The organism is Polynucleobacter sp. MWH-UH35A, from assembly GCF_018687075.1.
In the GTDB taxonomy this organism is placed as follows: Bacteria; Pseudomonadota; Gammaproteobacteria; order Burkholderiales; family Burkholderiaceae; genus Polynucleobacter.
In genome coordinates this window covers 722,948-744,841 of sequence record NZ_CP061285.1, presented here as the reverse complement: position 1 = coordinate 744,841, position 21,894 = coordinate 722,948, and the positions used below count along the sequence as shown (strand labels likewise).

Genomic DNA, 21,894 nt, shown 5'->3' with positions numbered 1-21,894 from the left:
TCTTGCTTAGAAAGTACGTTCTTTTGGAGGAACTGAATCAACAGTCAATGGTTTCAATTGGACAGGTTTGTAATCCAAACGATTGCCTTCGCTATACCAAAGAGTATGTTTCATCCAGTTGTCATCATCACGATGTGGGTGATCATCATGCGAGTGAGCACCACGACTTTCTTTGCGAGCTGCCGCAGAAGTCATCGTTGCATTTGCAGTCTCAACCAAGTTAGCCACTTCCAAAGCTTCAATACGTGCTGTATTGAAAATTTCGGATTTGTCTTTTACCCATAAGTTCTTAGCACGTTCTGTCAACTTCGCCATTTGACGAACACCTTCGTCCATCAATTCTTGATTGCGGAACACGCCAGCGTATTTCTGCATGCACTTACGAATGTCGTTAGCTACGTCTTGCGCATATTCACCAGAAGTAGAGTTATCCAACTTCGCAATACGCTCTAAGGTTTGCTCACCAGCATTCGCAGGCAATGGCTTGAATTCGCGATTCTTGAGATCCAGGCCAACAATGTGGTTACCAGCAGCACGACCGAATACCAAAAGGTCGAGCAATGAGTTTGTACCCAAACGGTTAGCACCGTGTACAGAAACGCAGGAGCACTCACCAATAGCATACAAGCCATTGATAACTTCATTGTGTTTGCCATTGCCTGGAACAACTACTTGGCCATTAATGTTGGTCGGAATGCCGCCCATCTGATAGTGAATAGTTGGTACAACTGGGATAGGCTCTTTAGTAACGTCCACGTTAGCAAAGTTAATACCGATCTCATAAACAGAAGGCAAACGCTTCATGATGGTATCGGCACCAATGTGTGTCAAATCGAGCACAACATAGTCACCGTTTGGACCACAACCGCGCCCTTCTTTAATTTCTTGGTCCATGGAGCGAGATACGAAATCGCGCGGAGCCAAATCTTTCAAAGTTGGCGCATAACGTTCCATGAAACGCTCACCATCTTTATTGCGCAAGATGCCGCCTTCACCGCGGCAGCCTTCTGTCAACAATACACCCGCACCAGCAACGCCAGTTGGGTGGAATTGCCAGAATTCCATGTCTTCCAATGGGATACCTGCGCGAGCCGCTAAGCCCATACCGTCGCCGGTATTAATAAATGCGTTAGTCGATGCATCCCAAATACGGCCCGCACCACCGGTTGCCAACATCACAATCTTGGCTTCCAAGATGTAAACCTGACCGGTTTCCATTTCAAGAGCAGTAACACCAACAACATCGCCAGCGTCATCACGAATCAAATCCAGCGCCAACCATTCAACAAAGAAGTTGGTTTTCGCACGCACGTTACGCTGATACAAAGTGTGCAACATTGCGTGACCAGTACGGTCAGCAGCAGCGCAAGCACGCTGTACTGGCTTCTCGCCATAGTTTGCAGTGTGACCACCGAATGGGCGCTGATAAATCGTGCCATCTGGATTACGGTCAAACGGCATACCAAAGTGCTCTAACTCATAAACGACTTTTGGAGCCTCACGACACATAAATTCGATCACGTCTTGGTCACCTAACCAGTCAGATCCTTTGATGGTGTCATAGAAGTGATAGTGCCAATTGTCTTCACTCATATTGCCCAATGAAGCACCGATACCACCTTGTGCAGCAACAGTATGTGAACGTGTTGGGAAAACTTTCGTTAGTACAGCAACATTCAAGCCGGCTTCAGCCAACTGCAATGATGCGCGCATACCAGAACCACCTGCTCCAACGATCACCGCATCAAAACGGCGGCGTGGCAATGATTTTTTAATTGCAGTCATCGAATTACACTTTCCACAAAATTTGAACGGCATAGGCCGCACAGGCTACAAGATACAAAACGGTCAACACTTGGAGTGTCAGACGAATGCTGACGGGTTTGATGTAATCCATCCAGATGTCACGCACGCCAATCCAAGCGTGGTAGAACAAGCTGATAAAGGCCAACAGTGTCAACAGCTTCATTACTTGACCGCTAAACAAGCCAGACCAACCCTCATAGGTGGCGCTGCCGGTGATGCAGTAGTCAACCAACAAAACAATCGTGAACACCACCATCACTATCGCAGTAACGCGTTGGATGATCCATTCTTTAAGTCCGTAGTGCGCACCTACAACTAAGCGCTTTGGTCCAATTTGATAAATAGGCATGAAATTTCCTTAGATGTTGTGCGCTTAGTACAAGCCGAATAATTTGAGACCCACCACTGCAGTCAGAGCGATGCCAACGAACAATACGACTATGGCCGAACGATTCGCTTCAGACTTCTCGACGCCGATTTCTAAATCAAGCAGGAGGTAGCGGATACCAGCACAGAAGTGGTGCAAGAAAGACCAAATCAAGCCAAGGCAAATAATTTTCACCAAGATATTGCCTGTAAAAGCCTGGAATTTTTGGTAGCTCAACTCAGAGGCAAGACTCTGATCAAAGAGATACAAAATAAATGGCAACATGAGGAACAAAGCTGCTCCACTGATGCGGTGAAGAATGGACACCTTACCAGCCCAAGGAAGGCGGTATTTAATTAACTGGGCTAGACCAATATTTCGATAAACCGGTCTGTCTTTTTTAACGTTTTGCTGTGAATCAACCATGGGCAATCTCTATCTTTAGGTGGAGGTTCAGTGTGGTTTTGTTGTATCGCAACATATTCTATTGGAAACCTTAGGGGTGTTGGGGATTTTTTGGCGTTTAAAGGGTCAAATTACTGGTTTTTACTGATGTGGCTCTCTTGGAAACTTAGTTCAATTTGTTTTCGTAATGCTGCTCTGTAGTGTCGTATCTAGCATGACGAATTTCTACTGGTTTATTCCCGTAGGTAAAAGCCACCCGCTCTACAGAAAGTAGCGGAGCACCGACCACAAGATGCAAATGCTTGGCCAAGACCTCGTCAGCAGCTACAGCTTTAATTTTTTCTTCAGCTCGAACCATATGTGTGGCGTACTGCCCCTCATAAAAGGCATACATCGGACCATGCCAAGCATTCAGCGCCTCAAGATCCAAACCTTTAAAACGGGTGCCAGGTAGCAAAATCTCTTCAAAAACAATGGGTTTGCCTGCAAAGCTCTGAACTCGGTCAATGTGAATGATGGGGTCGCCTGCCTTTAATTTAAGCAAATCTGCTACATAAGCAGTCGCTTTTGTAGCTTCGCAGGTCAAAAATTGATTGGTAAGGTGAAATTTTTCACCAGAATCTGGCGCCAAACGCAGAAAACGGTACTGCCAGTCGTCCTCTTGGTGGGTGGCCACAAAAGTGCCCTTCCCTTGGCGGCGGACCAACAAGTTTTGGGCAGCAAGCTCATCAATCGCCTTGCGAACAGTGCCTTGACTAACCGCATAACGGGCAGCAAGCTCCATTTCACTGGGAATAACCTCCCCCGGAAGCCACTCCGAAGCTTGCAAACTAGCCAAAATCATCGCCTTAATCTGTTCATACAGAGGGCTAAATGAGGCAATAGGCAAAGTCACATCAGACAAATTAACTCCAGGCCGCGTCAATTGGATAAAATTCTTGGTAATTCTAGTCTTATATAAGACATCATTGACAGTGTAAAGCTAAAGTCCCTACACTTGAATGGATAATAGAAAAGTTTTCGTTCATCAACCCTCTTAACCTTCTTCTGGAGTTATTAGTAATGGCAAAAGCCCCAATGCGTGTCGCCGTAACCGGTGCAGCCGGTCAAATCGGATATTCCCTTTTATTCCGTATCGCCAATGGCGACCTTTTGGGCAAAGATCAGCCCGTAATCCTGCAATTACTTGAGATTCCTGATGAAAAGGCTCAAAAAGCTTTAACTGGCGTCATGATGGAGTTGGAAGACTGTGCTTTCCCACTCTTGGCAGGAATGACAGCGCACTCTGACCCAATGACCGCTTTTAAAGACATCGATGTTGCACTTTTAGTTGGCGCACGCCCACGTGGCCCTGGCATGGAGCGCAAAGATTTGCTCTCAGCTAACGCACAAATTTTCACAGCACAAGGCAAAGCCTTGAATGCCGTTGCTAAGAAAACTGTAAAAGTATTGGTTGTTGGTAACCCAGCAAATACCAATGCTTACATTGCCATGAAATCTGCCCCAGATATTCCTGCGAAGAACTTCACAGCAATGTTACGCCTTGATCACAACCGCGCGCTCTCACAATTGGCTAACAAGTTGAACAAGCCAGTTGCTGATATTGAGAAATTGGTTGTATGGGGCAATCACAGCCCAACAATGTACCCAGACTATCGCTTTGCAACAATCGACGGCAAGTCTGTTAAAGATGCCATTAACGATGCAGCATGGAACAAAGACGTATTTATTCCTACTGTTGGTAAGCGTGGCGCAGCCATCATTGAAGCTCGTGGCCTTTCTTCTGCAGCCTCTGCAGCAAATGCGGCAATCGATCACATTCATGATTGGGTTCTGGGTACCAACGGCAAGTGGGTAACAATGGGTATTCCTTCCAAAGGTGAATACGGTATTCCTGCTGAAGTAATTTATGGCTTCCCAGTGGTTTGCGAAAACGGCGAATACAAGATGATCGAAGGTTTAGAAATCGATGCATTCTCCCGTGAGCGCATGACACACACATTGAATGAATTGCTCGAAGAACAAGCTGGCGTTAAGCACTTGCTCTCTTAATCCTCTTAGGAAATTTTGCACATGAAAAAGAATCTTCTCGCCATTAGCGTAGCACTTGCAAGCCTTCTGGGTACTGCAAGCGCCAGCGCTAATGAAGAAGTGATTACTTGGACTTGCCAGGAAAGCAAGCAGTTCAAAACTACTGGTAGCACTGAAAAAGTTCGCTTAACTTGGGAAGCTAAATCATATGATTTAGAGCGCCAAACCTCCCTACCTGGCAGCTTGCGTTACAAGAACACCAACTCTGGTTTTGACCTAGTGGTGTTAGGCAACAAAGCAATGTTATTTAACATTAAAGCAGGTGTGCGTCTTGCCGATTTCTGCCAAACAGCAGAAATGAAAGCTGGTAAGTTGCCCCACTTGTTTGCTGGTGCGGAACCTTTTGTGCAGAATTAATTTCTGAGATTGCATCAAATAAAAAAGCCGCTTCATTGCGGCTTTTTTATTGCTTAGCTTTTCTTGTTCGTCTGGTTTCGTTTCATTTCTTTTTGTTTCGTTTTTATCTCATCTCTTCTCTAATGAAATAAGGGCTGCTGTGATGGCGCATCATCCGGCATCTCAGCATGCACAGCCTCACCAGAGCGATCGGGGAATAACGGTGCACCGCAGTCATCACAGAGCTCGGGATCAAACAACATGGCATGACGGAACACATCATCCACTCCAGCATCATGCAAGGCATCACAAATCTTCTTGATTGGACTCTCATCATCCGCAAGATCATTCAAGGCATCGCTGGCTACACTTTCACGATCATATAACGGCCAGATCACCCCATACATTACCTCGGAGGAACCTTTGGCACTAAACGAAATTCGATACTCATCAGCCTGCTCTTCACCAAAAGCACCAACTACGCACGATAAGCCTGCAGGCAATATTCCGAGAGCACTTTCCAAGAAATTAACCGCTGCACGAATACTCAAAGGTCGCACATGCTTATCCGCCAAGCGACAATTTGTGAAATAGGCTTCTGGCAATAACAACTCAAACTCACACCCAGGCATTAAAGAAGCTATTGGCTCTTGCATTGCATTTTGCCAACCAATCAAACTTACGCCACGCTCTTGGCGCGCCGGTGGCTCAGCCTGCCAGCGGAAAATCGGCGAACCACTTGGTGCGCTTAAAGCCGCAATAATAAAACGTGGATCTGCTAAGACAGCAATGGTTTCTGACATATCGCGCAACTCAAGCTTGACTTCTTTTCCAGAGATAGCGGCAGTCGCTAAAGCTTCGGTCAATATGCGAGTTTGGCAATGTGAATGGGGCATTTGATCAATGCTGTAGAGCCAAGGAACAATTGCTAAGCGGGTATCCGTTGCTGCGATTGCAGCATGCAAAGCTTGTGCGGTGGATTCAATAATATTGGCAGGTAGTGGGCCCGATGGAATTTGATAGCGCGTGTGAGCAACAATCGGCATTGCCAATAACAACACATCCCACTCCTGCCCTTCATGCTCTAGCTTTAATGACTCTGCCAAGGTTTCTGCAATATCAGCAAGCACTTCAAAGGCAACCGTGTTAATTCGAAAGGTTTGATCTAGGGCGGCATCGATTACATTTTGATTCTGGCTCTTTAGAAGACGCATCAAGCGGACATTTAATCGCTCTTCCCAAAATCGATCTTCAATTTGACTGCCAGAAGCTGCCAAAGAAATGGCATCGGCCACCAACTTCTCTACTTCAGGAGAGTTGCGTTGTGATGATTTAGTACGATGTACGGCCATTATTTTCTTTCTGCCCTTCTAAATACTGGCTTATCTACTTTCGATTCTGCGGCATAGTATTTATACCCGTCCAGATTAAAACCTTTCAAGTCGGCTGGATCGGTAATGCGATTTTCCACAACATACCGAGCCATTAAGCCACGAGCTCGCTTGGCATAAAAAGAAATAATCTTGTACTTACCATCCTTAGCATCCTGAAATACGGGAGAAATAATTTGGCAATCCAACTCTTTAGGCTGAAGCACCTTGAAATACTCCTCAGAAGCCAAATTGAGCAGCACAGGCTTCTTTTGTTTTTCCAAAACGCTCTTGATGGAATCCGTGACACGATTCCCCCAAAAGGCATAAAGGTCCTTTCCTCTGGCATTTTTGAGTGCAGTGCCCATCTCCAAGCGGTAGGGCTGCATTAAATCCAATGGCTTAAGGGCGCCATAAAGGCCTGACAAAATCCGGATATGGTCTTGAGCAAACTTTACGGACTTCGCATCTAGGGTTTTGACATCAAAGCCATCGTAGACATCGCCATCAAAAGCATAAATGGCTGGTTTACTGTTTTCTTCGGTGAATTTCTTGGACCAATCCCGATAGCGACCCACATTCAGGGCAGCCAATTGATCAGATAAACCCATTAATTTAGCGATATCTTGTGGAGCCAATTTCTTGAGATCGGCAATCAGCTTTGCGGATTCTGAGACAAACTCAGGCAAGGTTGGTGCTTTGACCTTAACAGGGGTCTTGTAATCCAAGGATTTAGCAGGTGAAAGAACGATCAGCATGGCACAATTTGTTTATGTATTTTTACCATTCTAGCGACTACCGGATATATCCGCTTTAAAAGACTAATCATTACCCCTCCCCGCATGAGCCCACAAAAAACACCTTTATTTCCAAGTCGACTACCTAAGGTTGGGACCACCATCTTTACAGTAATGTCTGCTCTTGCTGCAGAGCATCACGCAATTAATCTTGGGCAAGGTTTTCCAGATTTTCCATGCGATCGAAAACTGATTGAGGAAGTAAACGCTGCCATGCTGGCAGATCGCAATCAATACCCGCCGATGATTGGCATTACAGAGTTACGTAATGGCATTAGCAAGAAGATTGAACGCATTTACAACCATCACTATGATCCTGACGCTGAGATCACAGTTACTGCAGGCGGAACGCAAGGTATTCTGACGGCAATACTCGCTTGCGTTAGCCCTGGTGATGAAGTCATCATCATCGAGCCGGCTTATGACAGCTATCGCCCTTCCATTGAATTGGCCGGCGGCAAAACGGTTGCCATCTCTTTGGAAGTGGTTCGCGATGAATCTGGGCAAGTGGCTTCCTATGAAATTCCTTGGGACAACTTAAAAAAAGCAATCAATTCCAATACCCGATTGATCATTATCAATACTCCACACAACCCTACCGGGATGATTTGGAGTAAGGCGGACTTAGATCAGCTCGCAGATTTAGTGCGAGATACTTCCGCATTAATCTTGAGTGATGAAGTCTATGAACACATGGTTTATGACGGCGCAAAGCATCACAGCGTTGCTTCTCACCCAGAACTGGCCGCTAGGAGTTTTCTGATTTCAAGCTTTGGCAAGACCTATCATGTCACGGGCTGGAAGGTGGGCTATGTAGCCGCCCCGCCTGCATTGACTAAGGAGTTTCGCAAAGTTCATCAGTTCAATGTCTTCACTGTCAATACGCCGATGCAATATGGCCTAGCTTGTTATCTATCGAACGCTGAACACTATTTAAATCTTCCCGCCTTTTATCAAGCAAAGCGAGATTTTTTCAAAGCAGGATTAGATAAGACTAAATTTAAATTACTACCTACTCCAGGCACTTATTTTCAGTGTGTTGACTACTCGGCATTAGATATTCCCCAGGCAAAATTTAATGAGGCTGACTTTTGTAAATGGTTAACAACTGAAATTGGGGTTGCCGCTATTCCAGTCTCCGCTTTTTATGAGCAATCTACCGAGTCTGGCGTGATTCGTTTTTGTTTTGCAAAGCAAGAACAAACCCTGTCTCAAGCACTACAGCGTTTACAAACTTTATAGAGGACAATATGGCTAACCAGAAACCTAGCGTAATCGATGTATATAGCTGGCCCACACCAAATGGTCACAAGGTTCATATCATGTTGGAAGAATGTGGCTATCGTTTGGGGAAAGAGTGGCTCGCACACCCGATTGATATTGGCGCAGGAGATCAATTCGCCAAAGCCTTTTTAAAAATTAGCCCGAATAACAAGATTCCAGCAATCGTCGACCCCAATGGTCCGGATGGCAAACCCATTAGCCTTTTTGAGTCCGGCGCAATTCTTCTGTATTTGGCAGGCAAAACTGGCAAGTTCCTACCCCAAGATACCCGTGGCAAGTACGAAGTACTGCAATGGCTCATGTTCCAAATGGGTGGTCTTGGCCCTATGCTTGGGCAAAACCACCACTTCCGCCTCTACGCACCTGAGAAAATCGAATACGCCATCAATCGCTACACTAATGAAGCCAAACGTATTTATGGGGTATTGGATAGGCAACTGCAAGATAATCCTTATATCGCAGGCAAATCCTATTCGATAGCGGATATTGCAATTTATCCATGGACTCGCAACTGGAAAAATCAAGGCATTGATATCCATGAGTATCCGCATTTCAAAAAATGGTTTGAAAAGATTGGTAAGCGACCAGCAGTAAAGCGCGGTTGCGAAGTATTAACAGCATTACGTAAACCCTTGCATGATGACAAGGCTAGAGAGCAGTTATTTGGTTCAACCCAGTATCAAAAAAGGAAATAAGATGAGTATTCAATCAGTAGGCGTCATTGGCGCAGGCACTATGGGCAACGGAATTGCTCAAGTCTGTGCGGTTGCAGGCCTTGATGTAGTTATGGTTGACATTAGCGAGGCCGCTGTACAACGTGGGCTTGAACAAATTAGCAAGAGCCTAGATCGTCTCGTCAAAAAAGAAACCTTAACGGTTGAGGCAAAAGATGCGGCACTTAAGCGCATCAAAGGCAGCACATCTTATGAGGATTTCAAGGGATTAGGTTTGGTGATTGAAGCCGCCACTGAGAATCAAGCAGTTAAAGAAAAGATTCTGAAGCAGGTGGATGAGATTGTCAGCAAAGACACCATCATTGCTACCAATACTTCCTCGCTATCTATTACCAAACTTGCAGCACTCGATTCCAACCCTGCCCGCTTTATTGGCATGCACTTCTTTAACCCACCGCCCCTGATGGCTTTGGTGGAAGTGATCCGCGGTCTGCAAACTAGCGATGCTACCCATGCCGCCATCATTGAAATGGCTAAGCGTGTTGGCAAAGAGCCAATCACCGTTAAAAACTCACCAGGCTTTGTAGTTAATCGCATTTTGTTGCCGATGATTAACGAAGCATTTTTTGTTTTGTCAGAGGGGCTTGCTAGCCCAGAAGATATTGATGCCGGTATGAAGTTAGGCTGTAACCAACCGATTGGGCCACTCGCTTTAGCAGATCTGATTGGTCTTGATACTTGCTTAGCAGTAATGGAAGTCTATTTTGAAAACTTTAGCGACTCTAAATACCGTCCTTGCCCACTTCTTCGCGAAATGGTTGCAGCAGGATATCTCGGCCGCAAAACTGGCCGTGGCGTTTATAGCTACGACAAATAACTTGATTCATACCTCATCAACTGTGAAGACTTCATTGTGAATCCCTTAATTGTGAATCCCATCTCTCCTCTCGTACGCAAACTTGGCTATGCTGGCCTCATTCCATTCATTGGCTTAGCCCTGTTGGTGCAACTAGCACCAACGCCCGTTAACTACTTAAGTGCCGAGTCTTTGGCAGGCTACGGGGCTGTCATTACATCCTTTATGGGTGCCTTACATTGGGGTGCGAACTTACACTTACTGGGTAAAGCCCCTGCGGGTGATCGCTGGGAAGACCGTAATGCTTGGATCTGGGGGGTTATTCCAGCCTTAGTTGCCTGGGTAGCGCTGCATATCTATATACCTGTTGGCTTGCTTATTTTGGCTTCCACCTTAGTGATTCAGCGCAATATTGATCAGAATACCTATCAATACTATTTTTCAGATGAAGCAACCCGCTCAGCATTCATGACCATGCGCAACCGCTTAACGTATATTGCTGCTGGATGCTTAACATGGGCATCCTTAGTCATTCTATTTATTCAAGCATGATGTAATGGGCAATCTTTTTGATAACGCACCGCCTCCGCCCCTAGCGGAATCCTTGCGTCCAAAAACGATTGAGGAAGTCATTGGGCAGACTCATCTACTGGCGAACGGCAAACCACTAAACCTTGCGTTTGCCTCAGGTAAGCCTCACTCAATGATTTTGTGGGGTCCGCCAGGCGTTGGTAAAACTACGCTAGCACGTCTCTCGGCGAAAGCATTTGATCGTGAGTTCATAGCTATCTCTGCAGTATTGGCTGGCGTTAAAGAAATTCGTGAAGCTATTGATCAAGCCCAGCAAAACATGGATCAGTATGGCAAACAAACAATCTTGTTCGTCGACGAGATCCACCGCTTTAATAAAAGCCAACAAGATGCCCTGCTACCCCATGTGGAATCAGGCTTATTTACCTTTATTGGCGCCACCACCGAGAACCCCTCATTCGAGGTGAACTCAGCACTGCTATCACGCGCTCAGGTCTACGTACTGAAGTCGTTAACCCCAGAAGAGTTAAAACTGCTCTTTGAGCGTGCACATCAGCATGCAATGCCTGAAGTGCAATTTGAATCTGATGCGATTGACACCCTCATCTCCAATGCTGATGGTGATGCACGACGACTTCTGAATTTAGTTGAGCAAGTGCACAATGCAGTACTGACACCTAATGCTGAAGTGACAGTGGTGAATCAACCATTTATCGAAAATTCTTTGAGCGCACAAGCACGACGCTTTGATAAAGGTGGCGATCATTTCTACGATCAAATCTCTGCTCTACATAAATCAGTGCGTGGGTCCAATCCCGATGCAGCTTTGTATTGGTTTTGTCGCATGCTTGATGGTGGTGCAGACCCACGCTATCTGGCCAGACGCATCATTCGTATGGCCTGGGAAGATATAGGTCTAGCAGACCCCAGGGCGATGCAATTAGCCAATGACGCAGCGCAGACCTATGAAAGATTGGGCTCCCCCGAGGGTGAGCTGGCACTCGGACAAGCGGTGGTTTATCTTGCGGTAGCCTCTAAGAGTAATGCCAGCTATAAGGCCTTTAATGCTGCGCGCGCTTATGTGGCAAATGATCAATCCAAACCCGTTCCCAATCATCTACGCAATGCGCCGACCAAACTGATGAAAGAGCTTGGTCATGGCAAAGCATATCGCTATGCACATGATGAACCACATGGGTATGCTGCTGGTGAATCCTACTTACCAGAGGGTATGAAAGAGCCGCATTGGTATGAACCCGTTGAACGCGGTCTAGAGTCTCAGATTAAAGAGAAGATGGCTTTCTTAAGAAAGCTTGATAAAGAGCATCAAAAAAAATAAATCGCGAGATAAAAAATAAGGTGATATGAGTACAAAGACTGCAGCCACTTTCTATTACGATATCGTCTCCCCCTTTGCTTATCTTTACATCAAGCAACGACAGCGCCTAGAAAAGAAGCTGGATATTAGGCCAGTGCCAATATTGTTGGGTGGTCTGCTTAGAGCCTCTGATAACAAGGGGCCTGGCGAAGTGGCAGCGAAACGCCCACACACCTATCAGTTTTGCGTTTGGCAAGCAGAAAAGCTTGGTATCCCTTTTCGCTTTCCTGAGCATCACCCATTTATGACTGTTGCTGCACAACGACTGTTGGTTGAACAGAATGCCGATTGGCAGATGGTTGGGTGCGCTTTTGATTATGTTTGGGTTGAAGGCAAAGATCCCAATCTATCTTGGCCAGAATTTTGCACTTACCTAGGCTTGTCTGCAGACACACCCAAACCTGAAGATCCAGAAGTAAAGGCTAAGTTGATTGCCAATACCAATCAAGCTAGAGCAGATGGCGCATTTGGAGTGCCCGCTCTTATCGTGAACCAGCATTGCTTTTGGGGTGTCGATACCATTGACTGGACCTTGGATTACCTTGCTAGACCTGGCATGTTTTCAGAGGCCTCTTATGCCTATGCCGGCAATGTACCCAATGGGCTAAATTGATAACTCCAGGCCGGTTTACCCGTAATATTGAGCAATACAATCTAACAAGTTATTTTATTAAGGAGTTCTCATGCGCAAGCTATTTGCCACGCTAGTTGTTGCCATTTCTTGCTTTACCAGCCAAGCCGCCTCTGCGGGGCCAAAAGTTGAATTCAAGACCACTATGGGTAATTTCGTAGTGGAGCTCGATGATGTGAAGGCACCCAAAACAACTGCCAACTTCTTAAATTATGTAAAGAGCGGTTTTTATAACGGCACGATCTTTCATCGCGTGATTGATGGTTTTATGATCCAAGGCGGTGGCTTTACTGCAGATTTGAATCAAAAGCCAACCAATGCTCCAGTGGTTTCCGAGGCGCAAAACGGTTTAAAAAACAATGCCTACACGATTGCGATGGCTCGCACGTCTGATCCTGATTCCGCAACATCACAGTTCTTTATCAACGTAAAAGATAATGCTGGCCTGGACTATCCCAATGCCATGGGTAATGGCTACACCGTATTTGGCAAAGTAATCTCTGGCACACAAACCATTGATGCCATTCGCAAGATACCAACGATGGTTGCACCAGCACCCCGTATGGGTAGGATGGCGGATGTACCAAGCAAGACTGTCACCATCGAATCCGCTACGATTCTGAAGTAAGTAGACATTCCTAGGTAAGCTGCGATGATTTTGCTTGACGATGCGCAAAGCACCGCAGCCTCACCGACTAGTCGTCTCTATGAAAATACGCACCAGTACTGGTGCGTCACCCCAAGTGGTGATCAAGCTGTTGATTTAGCAACTACACAAAAGTGCTTTGCTGAAATTTCCACAGCACTCTCGAGCGGCCAATTCGTTGTCGGTGCTTTTGCTTATGAACTCGGCAGGCAAATTCATCATCTTCCCCAAAGAGCCAATTTATCCACAGATCCCCATCCATTAATTGAAGCTTGGTCTTTCGCGAGCTTCAAAAAACTCTCCAAGCAAGAAGTTGATCATTTCATTGCAGAAAAAATTGCCTTATTTGACGAGTCACAGCGAAGCGCTGGTGTAGTTAATGTTCACGAATCTACATCTGAGGATCGTTTTGCTGCGGATATTGATGCAATTCAGGAATACATTCGAAGCGGTGATACCTATCAAATTAATCACACCTATCGGATCACGGGCAATATATATGGCGCACCACTCGCTCTATATAAGCGCTTAAGAGATCGACAGCCTGGAAGATTTGGCGCTTACATAGAGCATCAAGGTAATTTTTTATTGTCCCAGTCTCCTGAGTTGTTTATAGCGCGTGATGGAGACACATTAAAAGCGATGCCGATGAAGGGTACTGCTAGCGCTTTATCGACAGTAGCGAGCGCCCTATCTGATGACCCAAAGAATCAAGCAGAGAATGTCATGATTGTGGACTTACTGCGCAATGATCTAAGTCGCATCTCTTTGCCGGGAACCGTCTCTGTTCCAAACTTATTCCAAGTCGCCAGACATGGTGATGTATTGCAAATGACTTCCACCGTACAAGGCCAAATCAAACCAGATGTTGGTCTGTTTGATGTTTTTAATGCAGTCTTTCCCTGCGGCTCCGTCACGGGAGCGCCAAAAAAACGTAGCATGGAAATTATTCAGGAACTAGAGCCTAAAGATCGCGGCTATTACTGTGGCGCCTTGGGTTGGCTTGATCCCAACGGTGATTTTGCTTTTAGCGTACCGATTCGCACCGTTGAGATTGCCGAAAATAGTCAGTCACACGAATCTGCTTTCACCTTAGGTATCGGCGCTGGCATTACCAATGATTCCGATGCCACCCAAGAGTGGCAAGAGTGCCGCATTAAATCGGCTTTTCTCATGGATCTACCAAGCGCAACAGGTTTGTTTGAAACGATTGCGATATCTCATGGTGAGGCACTGCGGTTACAGGAACATCTAGATCGGATGCAAGCTTCTGCCCGCTCCTTGAGGATGACTTTCAATCCCGAGGCTGCCAAGAACTTCATTGCGAGCACTTGTGCAACGCTAGACAAAAACTTGTCCTATCGATTAAGACTTGATCTTGCGCCTCATGGAGAGCTTTCTGTTGCAACTACTGCCATTCACCAAATAATGGATCCCGTCAAAATATTTTGGGCCAAAGACATTCTTGAGGGCAACACCACGATGTTTTCAGGGGATCCTTTGTTGCGCCACAAAATTAGCAACCGTGCCCTATACGATCAGGCCTGGCAAGAAGCTGTAAAGCTCGGGGGTTTTGACGCTGTATTCTTAAATGAGCAATGCTTTGTCACTGAGGGTGGTAGAACTAGCATTTTTATCAAACCTCAAGGTAGTGCTGAGTGGCTTACCCCACCGCTTTCGGCGGGACTTCTACCTGGAGTCATGCGTGCAGCCCTACTGGCTGACCCTACTATGAATGCCCGCGAAGCAAACCTGACTATTGATGATGTTGCAATGGCAGAAGAGATTATTCTTAGCAATGCCCTGCGAGGCGCCATCAAGGCCTATTTTTAGAAAGTCAGTATGAAGTTTTGCCCTAACTGTGCCGCTGTATTGACAATCAAAATTCCAGCGGATGATTCTCGAGAGCGTCATGTCTGCGATGCCTGTGGCAGCATTCATTATCAAAATCCCCGCAACGTTGTGGGCAGCATCCCGGTGTTTGGGAATCAAATTCTCTTGTGTCGACGTGCAATCGAGCCACGCTATGGATTTTGGACGCTCCCGGCAGGATTTATGGAATTAGGCGAAAGCACCAGTCATGGCGCTGCACGTGAAACTTTAGAAGAAGCAGGTGCCACAGTAGAGATTGGCCCGCTTTACTCATTATTAAACGTACCTCATGCAGAGCAGGTACACCTGTTTTACCTTGCTACGATGCAAACGCCAGAGTTTTCTGCCGGCGAAGAAAGTCTAGAGGTTGCACTTTTTCATGAAGATGAGATTCCATGGAGTGAGTTAGCCTTCCCCACTGTTAAGCAAACTCTCGAATGGTTCTTTGCAGATCGCGCTGCCGGCCTTTTGGAGTCTGGGAAAGAATTTCATGTTCGCAGTCGCGATGTTTTGCCATCTGAACGCATTTGAGTCAACATGAGTCAGATCTCTTGGTTAGGACCTCAGGATCCTTTTCCAAACCCCCTCATCGAGGCGGATCCCGATCCCAGCGTTCCTGGATTAATTGCTGTTAGCGAACGGATCTATCCAGGGCAACTTGCTCGCGCTTATCAACAAGGTATCTTTCCTTGGTACTCCGATAATCAACCCATCCTCTGGTGGTCACCAGACCCCCGGATGGTATTAAAGCCCAATGAATTTAAATGCAGTGAGTCCTTGCGAAAAATCATCCGCTCCTTTACTCAAAACTCACCGTCGCAAATTGTGGTGGATGACGATTTTGGCGCTGTTATCCGCTCTTGCGCTACCAGCACTCGAAAGAATCAAGATGGCACATGGATTACCCACGAAATTATGGATGCTTACACTGCACTTCATGAGCAAGGATATGCTCACAGTATTGCGGTGAGAGAGGATGGCCAGTTAACAGGTGGTCTGTATTGCGTCAATTTTGGCGGCATGGTATTCGGAGAATCCATGTTTAGTCGCAAGGCGAATGCTTCCAAAATTGCATTAGCCGCACTGAGCGCCTGGTGCCTCCAACTCGGGGTTTCAATGATTGACTGTCAGCAAGAGACAAGCCACCTCCTATCATTAGGCGCAACCCCAATACCTAGGCAAGCTTTTTTAGAACAACTGCAAACATCCATAAATCAAACTAATATTGACAAATCCTGGACTTTTGACAAATCTATTTTGCATCACTGGATATGACTCAGCTTAAAGAACTTCCCTTAACCACTCTGCAGTTTTATGCAACTGCTCCCTATGCTTGCAGCTATTTGCCGAACAAGACTGCACGCTCACAAGTAGCTACACCCTCACACCTCATTCATGCAGATGTGTACAGTGATTTATTGAATGCAGGATTTAGACGAAGCGGCTTATATACTTATCGACCATATTGTGATGAATGCAAGGCTTGTATTGCCACACGCATTTTGGTGAATCAATTTGTGCCTTCACGCAGTCAACGTCGAGCCCATAAAAAACATGCAGGTCTAGAGGCCTTTGTACTCAATCTTGGTTACCAAGAAGAGCACTACCAACTCTATCAACGCTATCAGGCTGAACGTCATGCAGGTGGCGATATGGATAGCGACGATCAAGATCAATACATGCAGTTCTTACTGCAAAGTCGTGTGAACTCCCGTATTGTTGAGTTTCGGGATGGCCCGCATGATCCCCATCCAGGTCGTTTGCGCATGGTCAGCATGATCGATATTCTGGAACAGGGTATATCGTCGGTATATACCTTCTACGACACCTCTGAGCCTACTGCGAGTTATGGAAGTTACAGCATCTTGTGGCAGATAGAACAAGCCCGCATATTAAGCTTGCCCTACCTTTACCTTGGCTACTACATCAAGGAAAGCGACAAGATGTCATACAAGGTGAAATACCAACCTATGGAAGGCTTGATTGATGATCATTGGCAACCGCTGTCTGAGTCATAATATCCATCCATGATCGATCGTTACTCCCTCCTACGCCCTTGGCTCTTTTGCCTGGATCCAGAAAATGCCCATAATCTCACTCTCAGCAATTTGGATCGCGCAGAGCGTTGGGGATTGTTAGAGCGCTTAGTTACCAAGCCCATTAAAGATCCCCAAATAGTTTGCGGCATTGAGTTTCCAAATCCAGTGGGATTAGCTGCAGGACTGGACAAAGACGGCAAACATATTGATGCACTTGCCGCACTCGGGTTTGGATTTCTTGAAATCGGCACCATTACTCCAAAACCCCAACCTGGCAATCCTAAGCCACGAATGTTCCGTCTTCCAGAAGCCCAAGCAATCATTAATCGCATGGGATTTAATAATGATGGCGTAGATGCTTGCGTAGCGAGAGTGCGTCGTTCAAAGTTTTGGCAAAGCGGTGGTGTGCTTGGATTGAATATTGGCAAGAACGCCAGTACACCTATAGAAGAGGCTTCACGTGACTATGTTTTAGCGATGGAGGCAGTCTATGAAATTGCTACTTACATTACTGTCAACATCTCTTCTCCAAACACCCAAAACCTACGCGCCTTACAAGGCGAAGAAATGCTCCGCGAATTGCTGGGCAGCTTGGATGCAGCACGCAAGCGTTTAAGCGACCGCTATGGTGTACGCAAACCTTTGTTTCTGAAGATTGCACCGGACTTAGATCATGACGATATCAATCTCATTGCTGACCTTCTGATGGAGTTTGGTATGGATGCGGTCATTGCCACCAATACAACCATTGCACGAGATGCGGTACAAGGCATGGAGCATGGAACAGAAACTGGCGGCCTATCAGGTGCACCTGTGCGTCATGCTTCGAATGTCGTGATTAAAGCTTTAAAGGCAAGACTAGGCAATCAGCTACCTATTATTGGCGTAGGCGGCATCCTCAGCGGTATCGATGCGCGTGAGAAGATCATGGCAGGCGCTAGCCTTGTTCAACTCTATAGCGGACTCATCTATCGTGGCCCAGACCTCGTGAATGAATGTGCCAAAGCCTTAAGACAGCCTTAAGGCAGCACTAAGGCAGCACTAAGGCAGCACTAAGGCAGCACTAAGCTAGATTCAGCACCAATACAATTTGCTGTTGTAGGTTTATAAAATGGGATTTCATAATATGCAATCTCATTGGAAATCGCTACAATACGGGCTATGAGCACCAGCAAAACCATCAAAACCCCAAAATCTACTGGTGAAGTAGGAAAAACTGCTATCCAGGTAGTGGAGCGCATGATGAATTTGCTCGATGCCCTTGCCGTTCAAGAAGAGTCTAGTAGCCTGAAGAACTTAGCTGAAATTACAGGTCTTCACCCCTCTACTGCCCACCGCATTTTGAATGACATGGTTGCCTGTCGATTGGTAGAGCGTGGGGATGGCGGCGCTTATCGTCTGGGCCTAAAACTTTTGGAATTGGGAAACTTGGTAAAGGCTCGCCTTTCTGTTCGTGAAGCCGCTCAACTTCCAATGCGCACCCTTCATAAACTTACCGGTGAAACTGTGAATTTATCGGTTCGCCAAGGTGATGAAATCGTCTATGTTGACCGCGCCTATAGCGAACGCTCTGGTATGCAGGTAGTTCGCGCCATTGGCGGTCGCGCACCACTTCACCTCACCTCTGTTGGCAAACTATTTTTAGCGAGTGATGATCCTAGCCAAGTACGCGCTTATGTCACTCGCACTGGCTTATCAGGTCATACACGCAATAGCATTACCGAACTTGGCAAACTCGAAACAGAGCTCAATAACGTGCGTAAAGTCGGCAGTGCTCGTGATGATGAAGAATTAGAGCTGGGCGTAAGCTGCTTAGCTGCCGCCATTTTGGATGACACTGGAAAATTAGTTGCTGGCTTATCTTTGAGTGCGCCAACCGATCGCATTCAGGCAGATTGGCTACGCGCCCTTCAAGAAACTGCCCTACAGATATCCAAGGGCATGGGCTTTAAACCCAAATCTGCCGAGCCTGGCTCAGCAAGCTAGTTAGCTCAGCTTACATCAAGCGACGGATCGGCTGCGCACCAGAAGGCATACGCTCATACCAATCGCGCACACGCACAGCGTCTGCAAAACGTGATTGCGTTCCAACAGAGTCCAAGAAAACCAACAGCAATGGTGTGTTGTTCACTCTAGCTTGCATTACTAAACATTTACCAGCGGCATTAATAAAGCCAGTTTTCTGGAGGCCGATATTCATATCACCGGAGCGTACTAAGCGATTGGTGTTGAGAAACTTCTGCGGACGTTTCGCAATCACCATAGTTAAATCTGGCCAGGTTGAAAACTCCCGAATCATTTTGTATTGATAAGCAGCATTCAACATCCTTGTTAGATCTTCCGCAGAGGCAACGTTCTCACTCATGAGTCCGGTAGGATCGGCAAAATGAGAGTGGTCCATGCCCAATTCTTTTGCCTTACGATTCATCGCATCCACAAACGCAGGGATGCCGCCTGGATAATTTCTTCCCAAGGTATATGCGGCCCGGTTCTCAGAGGACATGAGCGCCAAGAGCAATGCCTCTTCTCTGGTTAAAACTGTGCCGCCAGCTAAACGGGATGTGCGATAGATATGCACGTCGTCTGCATTAATGACCAATGTTTCATCTAAAGGTAACTTAGAGTCCAACACCACCATCGCTGTCATTAACTTGGTAATAGAGGCAATCGGTAAACTCACCGATGGGTTCTTTTCAAAATACACTTCTTTGGTATCTTGATTAACAACCATGGCTACGCTAGATTTGAGACTGAGCTCATCGTGCTGACCACGCAATCCCAATGCAGTAGCAAGAGATGGTCTCGCAGGAATGATGGGTTCTGCTGAACGCGTTACTGTAACGCGAACAGTTTTGGGCTTCTTGGCAGATTTTGTAGATGTCTTAGTAGTTGCTTTGGCGGGAGTTTTAGCGGTCTGCTTATCTTTAGTAGAGGCAATAGCGGGTGTATTAACTAAGGTGCTAACTACAAAAAGTGTCCCTAAGGCAGCAAGCCAAAATCGATTCAAACGCATCCCAAAATACCTTCCAAAACTTTCAACATACGGAATGATAATTAATTTCCTAAGACATGACGGTTTTATTCGCCCCAAACTAGGTAATTCATCCCACTAAATAAACTTTAAACGGCTTACCCTACTCCGCAATCGTCGCCACTGTATTGGCCTGACGGGCATTTACTAGCACCACGCCCGTCATCGTCAAGCACAAGCCCACCGCCATTAATAATGTAAATGGCTCATCAAACATCAACCAAGCCATTGCTGCAGTTGTCGGTGGCACTAAATAGAGAAAGCTGGTGACTTTAGTTGCAGCCCCCTTGCGAATCATCATAAATAGCAAGCTGATGGACCCAATTGATAACGGGAAGATAGCCCACAGCAAAGCACTAATAACGGATGCATTCCAAACCATCTCTCCCGACTCGAATAAATACATGCAGATAAAGCAGAGTACCGCTGACACACCAAACTGAATGGATGAGCCAGCGCGTAGGTCAAATACGGGACAATATTTCTTCTGATACAAGGTGCCAAAGGTAATCGAGAGCAATCCAGCAAATGCGAGTATGTAACTTGCAAAAGGAATATGTGCAAAGCCGATTTTTTCAGCAACGACCAAGGCGACGCCAGCAAATCCAAATCCCAGGCCAATCCATTGGCGAGGAGTTACCTTTTCTGAAATCCAGGCGGCGAACCAAGCAGTCACGATTGGCTGAAGCCCCACAATGATTGCCACGAGCCCAGCCGTCATTCCCAATCTGACAGCAAACCATACGCCTAGCAAATACCCAAACTGGAGCAACATGCCGGCAACGGCGATGTGCTTGATTTGAGACCAACTAGGCCAAGTAATTCTCCACACCAAACTGAGGGCTGCCATGGCGGCTAAAACACCCGTAAAACGCCAAAATAAGAAGGTTGCCGGCTCTACATAGGGCATGGCCAGACGCGCAATGACAAAGCCAGTGCTCCAAATAAGTACAAATATCGGGGCAATGGCATTGTCTAATGAAAGCTTCATGGATAACTTACTGAAAATATTGAGAATTTTACTAAGAGTTCAATTTTAGGCTCTTTTCACGTTTGACCTTCTTAGATCCATCACGCGCAACTTATGCTGCAACGCAATATTTAGCTCATATAATGCTGCCAAAGGGAGTACATTAGAGAAAAGTACACAAGCAAAAGACCAGTCAAACGGAAAGAGATAAAGATGAACTTAACCCCAGAACAAATTGCAGCCGCACAAAAAGCAAACTTAGAAACCTTGAGTGGCTTAACCAATCAAGCTTTGCAAAGTATTGAAAAATTGGTTGAGCTCAACATGCACATTGCCAAACAAAGCTTGAGCGATAGCATGAATAGCGCCAAGAAAGCGCTGGAAGTTAAAGACATTCAGCAATTGCTTGCTCATCAAGCTGAAACTGTGCAGCCGATGGCAGAAAAAATTATGGCTTATAGTCGTCATTTATATGAATTGGCCCACGAGACTCAAAATAGTTTCACCCAGTCTGCTGAAAAAGAATTTCAAGCAGGGCAAAAGAAAATCAACTCATTGGTGGAAGAGTGGACTAAGAATGCGCCAGCTGGCTCTGATGCAGCCGTGCAAGCTATGAAACAGGCTATCGCTTCTGCAAACAATGTGTTTGAAACTAGTCAAAAGGCGGTGAAGCATGCAGTTGAAGTTGCGCAAACCAATCTCAACACCGCAACTGAAACCGTATTAAAGGCTGCTGATACCGCCAGTAAATCCGGCAAGAAGAAATAATCTCAAAAGAAACTTAAGCGAACCCGCTTGAATGCAAAAGCC

The 21,894-nt window shown here is 46.2% G+C and carries 24 protein-coding genes; 16 read left to right on the top strand and 8 right to left on the bottom strand.

The features are described from left to right. Positions 1-6 precede the first annotated feature (6 nt). The 4 genes from sdhA to ICV36_RS03905 form a co-directional block, all read right to left on the bottom strand. On the bottom strand, positions 7-1,785 hold the full coding sequence (gene sdhA / locus ICV36_RS03920) for a succinate dehydrogenase flavoprotein subunit (protein WP_215401262.1): 1,779 nt from the start codon (positions 1,783-1,785) through the stop codon (positions 7-9). 4 nt (positions 1,786-1,789) lie between these two features. Then, a complete protein-coding gene (gene sdhD / locus ICV36_RS03915) occupies positions 1,790-2,155 on the bottom strand; it encodes a succinate dehydrogenase, hydrophobic membrane anchor protein (RefSeq protein ID WP_215401260.1) in 366 nt (121 codons plus the stop codon). Positions 2,156-2,179: 24 nt separating this feature from the next. Beyond that, complete coding sequence (sdhC, locus tag ICV36_RS03910; RefSeq protein WP_215401259.1) at positions 2,180-2,599, bottom strand: succinate dehydrogenase, cytochrome b556 subunit; 420 nt, start codon at positions 2,597-2,599, stop codon at positions 2,180-2,182. Positions 2,600-2,744: 145 nt separating this feature from the next. Further along, positions 2,745-3,473, bottom strand: coding sequence for a GntR family transcriptional regulator (locus ICV36_RS03905; protein ID WP_251375124.1), 729 nt, complete (start codon positions 3,471-3,473; stop codon positions 2,745-2,747). A 167-nt stretch (positions 3,474-3,640) separates the two neighbouring features. Here ICV36_RS03905 and ICV36_RS03900 point away from each other — a divergent pair, with 167 nt between their 5' ends. Together ICV36_RS03900 and ICV36_RS03895 are read left to right on the top strand one after the other, a co-directional pair. Beyond that, positions 3,641-4,630, top strand: coding sequence for a malate dehydrogenase (locus tag ICV36_RS03900; protein WP_215401257.1), 990 nt, complete (start codon positions 3,641-3,643; stop codon positions 4,628-4,630). 21 nt (positions 4,631-4,651) lie between these two features. Further along, the gene (locus tag ICV36_RS03895) at positions 4,652-5,026 is read left to right on the top strand and encodes a hypothetical protein (RefSeq protein ID WP_215401253.1); all 375 of its coding nucleotides are present in this window, start codon (positions 4,652-4,654) and stop codon (positions 5,024-5,026) included. A gap of 119 nt (positions 5,027-5,145) precedes the next feature. Here ICV36_RS03895 and ICV36_RS03890 read toward each other — a convergent pair whose 3' ends face one another. Continuing rightward, the gene (locus ICV36_RS03890; RefSeq protein WP_215401252.1) at positions 5,146-6,357 is read right to left on the bottom strand and encodes a DUF2863 family protein; all 1,212 of its coding nucleotides are present in this window, start codon (positions 6,355-6,357) and stop codon (positions 5,146-5,148) included. After that, positions 6,357-7,133: a peroxide stress protein YaaA gene (yaaA, locus tag ICV36_RS03885; protein ID WP_215401250.1), complete on the bottom strand. Its 777-nt coding sequence runs from the start codon at positions 7,131-7,133 to the stop codon at positions 6,357-6,359. Before yaaA ends, ICV36_RS03890 begins: the two co-directional genes overlap by 1 nt. A gap of 84 nt (positions 7,134-7,217) precedes the next feature. Here yaaA and ICV36_RS03880 point away from each other — a divergent pair, with 84 nt between their 5' ends. The 13 genes from ICV36_RS03880 to ICV36_RS03820 all read left to right on the top strand — a co-directional run bounded on the left by ICV36_RS03880 (position 7,218) and on the right by ICV36_RS03820 (position 19,069). Continuing rightward, positions 7,218-8,414, top strand: a complete 1,197-nt coding sequence (locus tag ICV36_RS03880) for a pyridoxal phosphate-dependent aminotransferase (RefSeq protein ID WP_215401249.1) — start codon at positions 7,218-7,220, stop codon at positions 8,412-8,414. Positions 8,415-8,422: 8 nt separating this feature from the next. Continuing rightward, on the top strand, positions 8,423-9,151 hold the full coding sequence (locus tag ICV36_RS03875) for a glutathione binding-like protein (protein ID WP_215401248.1): 729 nt from the start codon (positions 8,423-8,425) through the stop codon (positions 9,149-9,151). A 1-nt stretch (position 9,152) separates the two neighbouring features. Then, positions 9,153-10,007: a 3-hydroxybutyryl-CoA dehydrogenase gene (locus ICV36_RS03870; RefSeq protein ID WP_215401246.1), complete on the top strand. Its 855-nt coding sequence runs from the start codon at positions 9,153-9,155 to the stop codon at positions 10,005-10,007. 36 nt (positions 10,008-10,043) lie between these two features. Continuing rightward, positions 10,044-10,538 (top strand): DUF3429 domain-containing protein, encoded by a 495-nt coding sequence (locus ICV36_RS03865; protein WP_251375075.1) that lies wholly within the window; start codon positions 10,044-10,046, stop codon positions 10,536-10,538. Positions 10,539-10,542: 4 nt separating this feature from the next. After that, on the top strand, positions 10,543-11,856 hold the full coding sequence (locus tag ICV36_RS03860) for a replication-associated recombination protein A (protein WP_215401245.1): 1,314 nt from the start codon (positions 10,543-10,545) through the stop codon (positions 11,854-11,856). Between the two features lie 25 nt (positions 11,857-11,881). Beyond that, entirely contained in the window at positions 11,882-12,508 is a 627-nt protein-coding gene (locus tag ICV36_RS03855) for a 2-hydroxychromene-2-carboxylate isomerase (RefSeq protein WP_215401243.1), read from the top strand. 70 nt (positions 12,509-12,578) lie between these two features. Then, the gene (locus ICV36_RS03850; RefSeq protein ID WP_215401242.1) at positions 12,579-13,154 is read left to right on the top strand and encodes a peptidylprolyl isomerase; all 576 of its coding nucleotides are present in this window, start codon (positions 12,579-12,581) and stop codon (positions 13,152-13,154) included. 24 nt (positions 13,155-13,178) lie between these two features. After that, positions 13,179-15,005 carry a bifunctional chorismate-binding protein/class IV aminotransferase gene (locus tag ICV36_RS03845; protein WP_215401241.1) on the top strand — a complete coding sequence of 609 codons (1,827 nt, stop codon included), beginning with the start codon at positions 13,179-13,181 and terminating at the stop codon, positions 15,003-15,005. 9 nt (positions 15,006-15,014) lie between these two features. Further along, positions 15,015-15,575 carry an NUDIX hydrolase gene (locus ICV36_RS03840; protein ID WP_215401240.1) on the top strand — a complete coding sequence of 187 codons (561 nt, stop codon included), beginning with the start codon at positions 15,015-15,017 and terminating at the stop codon, positions 15,573-15,575. Positions 15,576-15,581: 6 nt separating this feature from the next. Then, positions 15,582-16,319 carry a leucyl/phenylalanyl-tRNA--protein transferase gene (aat, locus tag ICV36_RS03835; protein ID WP_215401238.1) on the top strand — a complete coding sequence of 246 codons (738 nt, stop codon included), beginning with the start codon at positions 15,582-15,584 and terminating at the stop codon, positions 16,317-16,319. Then, positions 16,316-17,062: an arginyltransferase gene (locus ICV36_RS03830; protein ID WP_215401236.1), complete on the top strand. Its 747-nt coding sequence runs from the start codon at positions 16,316-16,318 to the stop codon at positions 17,060-17,062. The genes aat and ICV36_RS03830 overlap by 4 nt, the downstream gene beginning before the upstream one ends. A 9-nt stretch (positions 17,063-17,071) precedes the next feature. After that, a complete protein-coding gene (locus tag ICV36_RS03825; protein ID WP_215401235.1) occupies positions 17,072-18,106 on the top strand; it encodes a quinone-dependent dihydroorotate dehydrogenase in 1,035 nt (344 codons plus the stop codon). A 138-nt stretch (positions 18,107-18,244) separates the two neighbouring features. Next, positions 18,245-19,069 (top strand): IclR family transcriptional regulator, encoded by an 825-nt coding sequence (locus ICV36_RS03820; protein WP_215401233.1) that lies wholly within the window; start codon positions 18,245-18,247, stop codon positions 19,067-19,069. A 10-nt stretch (positions 19,070-19,079) separates the two neighbouring features. Here ICV36_RS03820 and ICV36_RS03815 read toward each other — a convergent pair whose 3' ends face one another. Then, entirely contained in the window at positions 19,080-20,096 is a 1,017-nt protein-coding gene (locus tag ICV36_RS03815; RefSeq protein WP_215401231.1) for a serine hydrolase, read from the bottom strand. Positions 20,097-20,217: 121 nt separating this feature from the next. Then, on the bottom strand, positions 20,218-21,105 hold the full coding sequence (locus tag ICV36_RS03810) for a DMT family transporter (RefSeq protein ID WP_215401230.1): 888 nt from the start codon (positions 21,103-21,105) through the stop codon (positions 20,218-20,220). Positions 21,106-21,297: 192 nt separating this feature from the next. On the opposite strand from ICV36_RS03810, the gene ICV36_RS03805 reads away from it, so the two are divergent. After that, positions 21,298-21,852: a phasin family protein gene (locus ICV36_RS03805; protein ID WP_215401229.1), complete on the top strand. Its 555-nt coding sequence runs from the start codon at positions 21,298-21,300 to the stop codon at positions 21,850-21,852. The last annotated feature ends 42 nt before the right edge of the window (positions 21,853-21,894 follow it).

What these genes read in the sequence shown, in the direction of transcription:
- ICV36_RS03830 (WP_215401236.1), top strand. Translation starts at nt 16,316, where the DNA reads ATGACTCAGCTTAAAGAACTTCCCTTAACCACTCTGCAGTTTTATGCA.
- ICV36_RS03880 (WP_215401249.1), top strand. Translation starts at nt 7,218, where the DNA reads ATGAGCCCACAAAAAACACCTTTATTTCCAAGTCGACTACCTAAGGTT.
- ICV36_RS03870 (WP_215401246.1), top strand. Translation starts at nt 9,153, where the DNA reads ATGAGTATTCAATCAGTAGGCGTCATTGGCGCAGGCACTATGGGCAAC.
- ICV36_RS03855 (WP_215401243.1), top strand. Translation starts at nt 11,882, where the DNA reads ATGAGTACAAAGACTGCAGCCACTTTCTATTACGATATCGTCTCCCCC.
- ICV36_RS03825 (WP_215401235.1), top strand. Translation starts at nt 17,072, where the DNA reads ATGATCGATCGTTACTCCCTCCTACGCCCTTGGCTCTTTTGCCTGGAT.
- ICV36_RS03900 (WP_215401257.1), top strand. Translation starts at nt 3,641, where the DNA reads ATGGCAAAAGCCCCAATGCGTGTCGCCGTAACCGGTGCAGCCGGTCAA.
- ICV36_RS03895 (WP_215401253.1), top strand. Translation starts at nt 4,652, where the DNA reads ATGAAAAAGAATCTTCTCGCCATTAGCGTAGCACTTGCAAGCCTTCTG.
- ICV36_RS03840 (WP_215401240.1), top strand. Translation starts at nt 15,015, where the DNA reads ATGAAGTTTTGCCCTAACTGTGCCGCTGTATTGACAATCAAAATTCCA.
- sdhA (WP_215401262.1), bottom strand. Translation starts at nt 1,785, where the DNA reads ATGACTGCAATTAAAAAATCATTGCCACGCCGCCGTTTTGATGCGGTG.
- aat (WP_215401238.1), top strand. Translation starts at nt 15,582, where the DNA reads ATGAGTCAGATCTCTTGGTTAGGACCTCAGGATCCTTTTCCAAACCCC.
- ICV36_RS03810 (WP_215401230.1), bottom strand. Translation starts at nt 21,105, where the DNA reads ATGAAGCTTTCATTAGACAATGCCATTGCCCCGATATTTGTACTTATT.
- ICV36_RS03820 (WP_215401233.1), top strand. Translation starts at nt 18,245, where the DNA reads ATGAGCACCAGCAAAACCATCAAAACCCCAAAATCTACTGGTGAAGTA.
- yaaA (WP_215401250.1), bottom strand. Translation starts at nt 7,133, where the DNA reads ATGCTGATCGTTCTTTCACCTGCTAAATCCTTGGATTACAAGACCCCT.
- ICV36_RS03875 (WP_215401248.1), top strand. Translation starts at nt 8,423, where the DNA reads ATGGCTAACCAGAAACCTAGCGTAATCGATGTATATAGCTGGCCCACA.
- ICV36_RS03845 (WP_215401241.1), top strand. Translation starts at nt 13,179, where the DNA reads ATGATTTTGCTTGACGATGCGCAAAGCACCGCAGCCTCACCGACTAGT.
- sdhC (WP_215401259.1), bottom strand. Translation starts at nt 2,599, where the DNA reads ATGGTTGATTCACAGCAAAACGTTAAAAAAGACAGACCGGTTTATCGA.
- ICV36_RS03860 (WP_215401245.1), top strand. Translation starts at nt 10,543, where the DNA reads ATGGGCAATCTTTTTGATAACGCACCGCCTCCGCCCCTAGCGGAATCC.
- ICV36_RS03850 (WP_215401242.1), top strand. Translation starts at nt 12,579, where the DNA reads ATGCGCAAGCTATTTGCCACGCTAGTTGTTGCCATTTCTTGCTTTACC.
- ICV36_RS03890 (WP_215401252.1), bottom strand. Translation starts at nt 6,357, where the DNA reads ATGGCCGTACATCGTACTAAATCATCACAACGCAACTCTCCTGAAGTA.
- sdhD (WP_215401260.1), bottom strand. Translation starts at nt 2,155, where the DNA reads ATGCCTATTTATCAAATTGGACCAAAGCGCTTAGTTGTAGGTGCGCAC.
- ICV36_RS03805 (WP_215401229.1), top strand. Translation starts at nt 21,298, where the DNA reads ATGAACTTAACCCCAGAACAAATTGCAGCCGCACAAAAAGCAAACTTA.
- ICV36_RS03815 (WP_215401231.1), bottom strand. Translation starts at nt 20,096, where the DNA reads ATGCGTTTGAATCGATTTTGGCTTGCTGCCTTAGGGACACTTTTTGTA.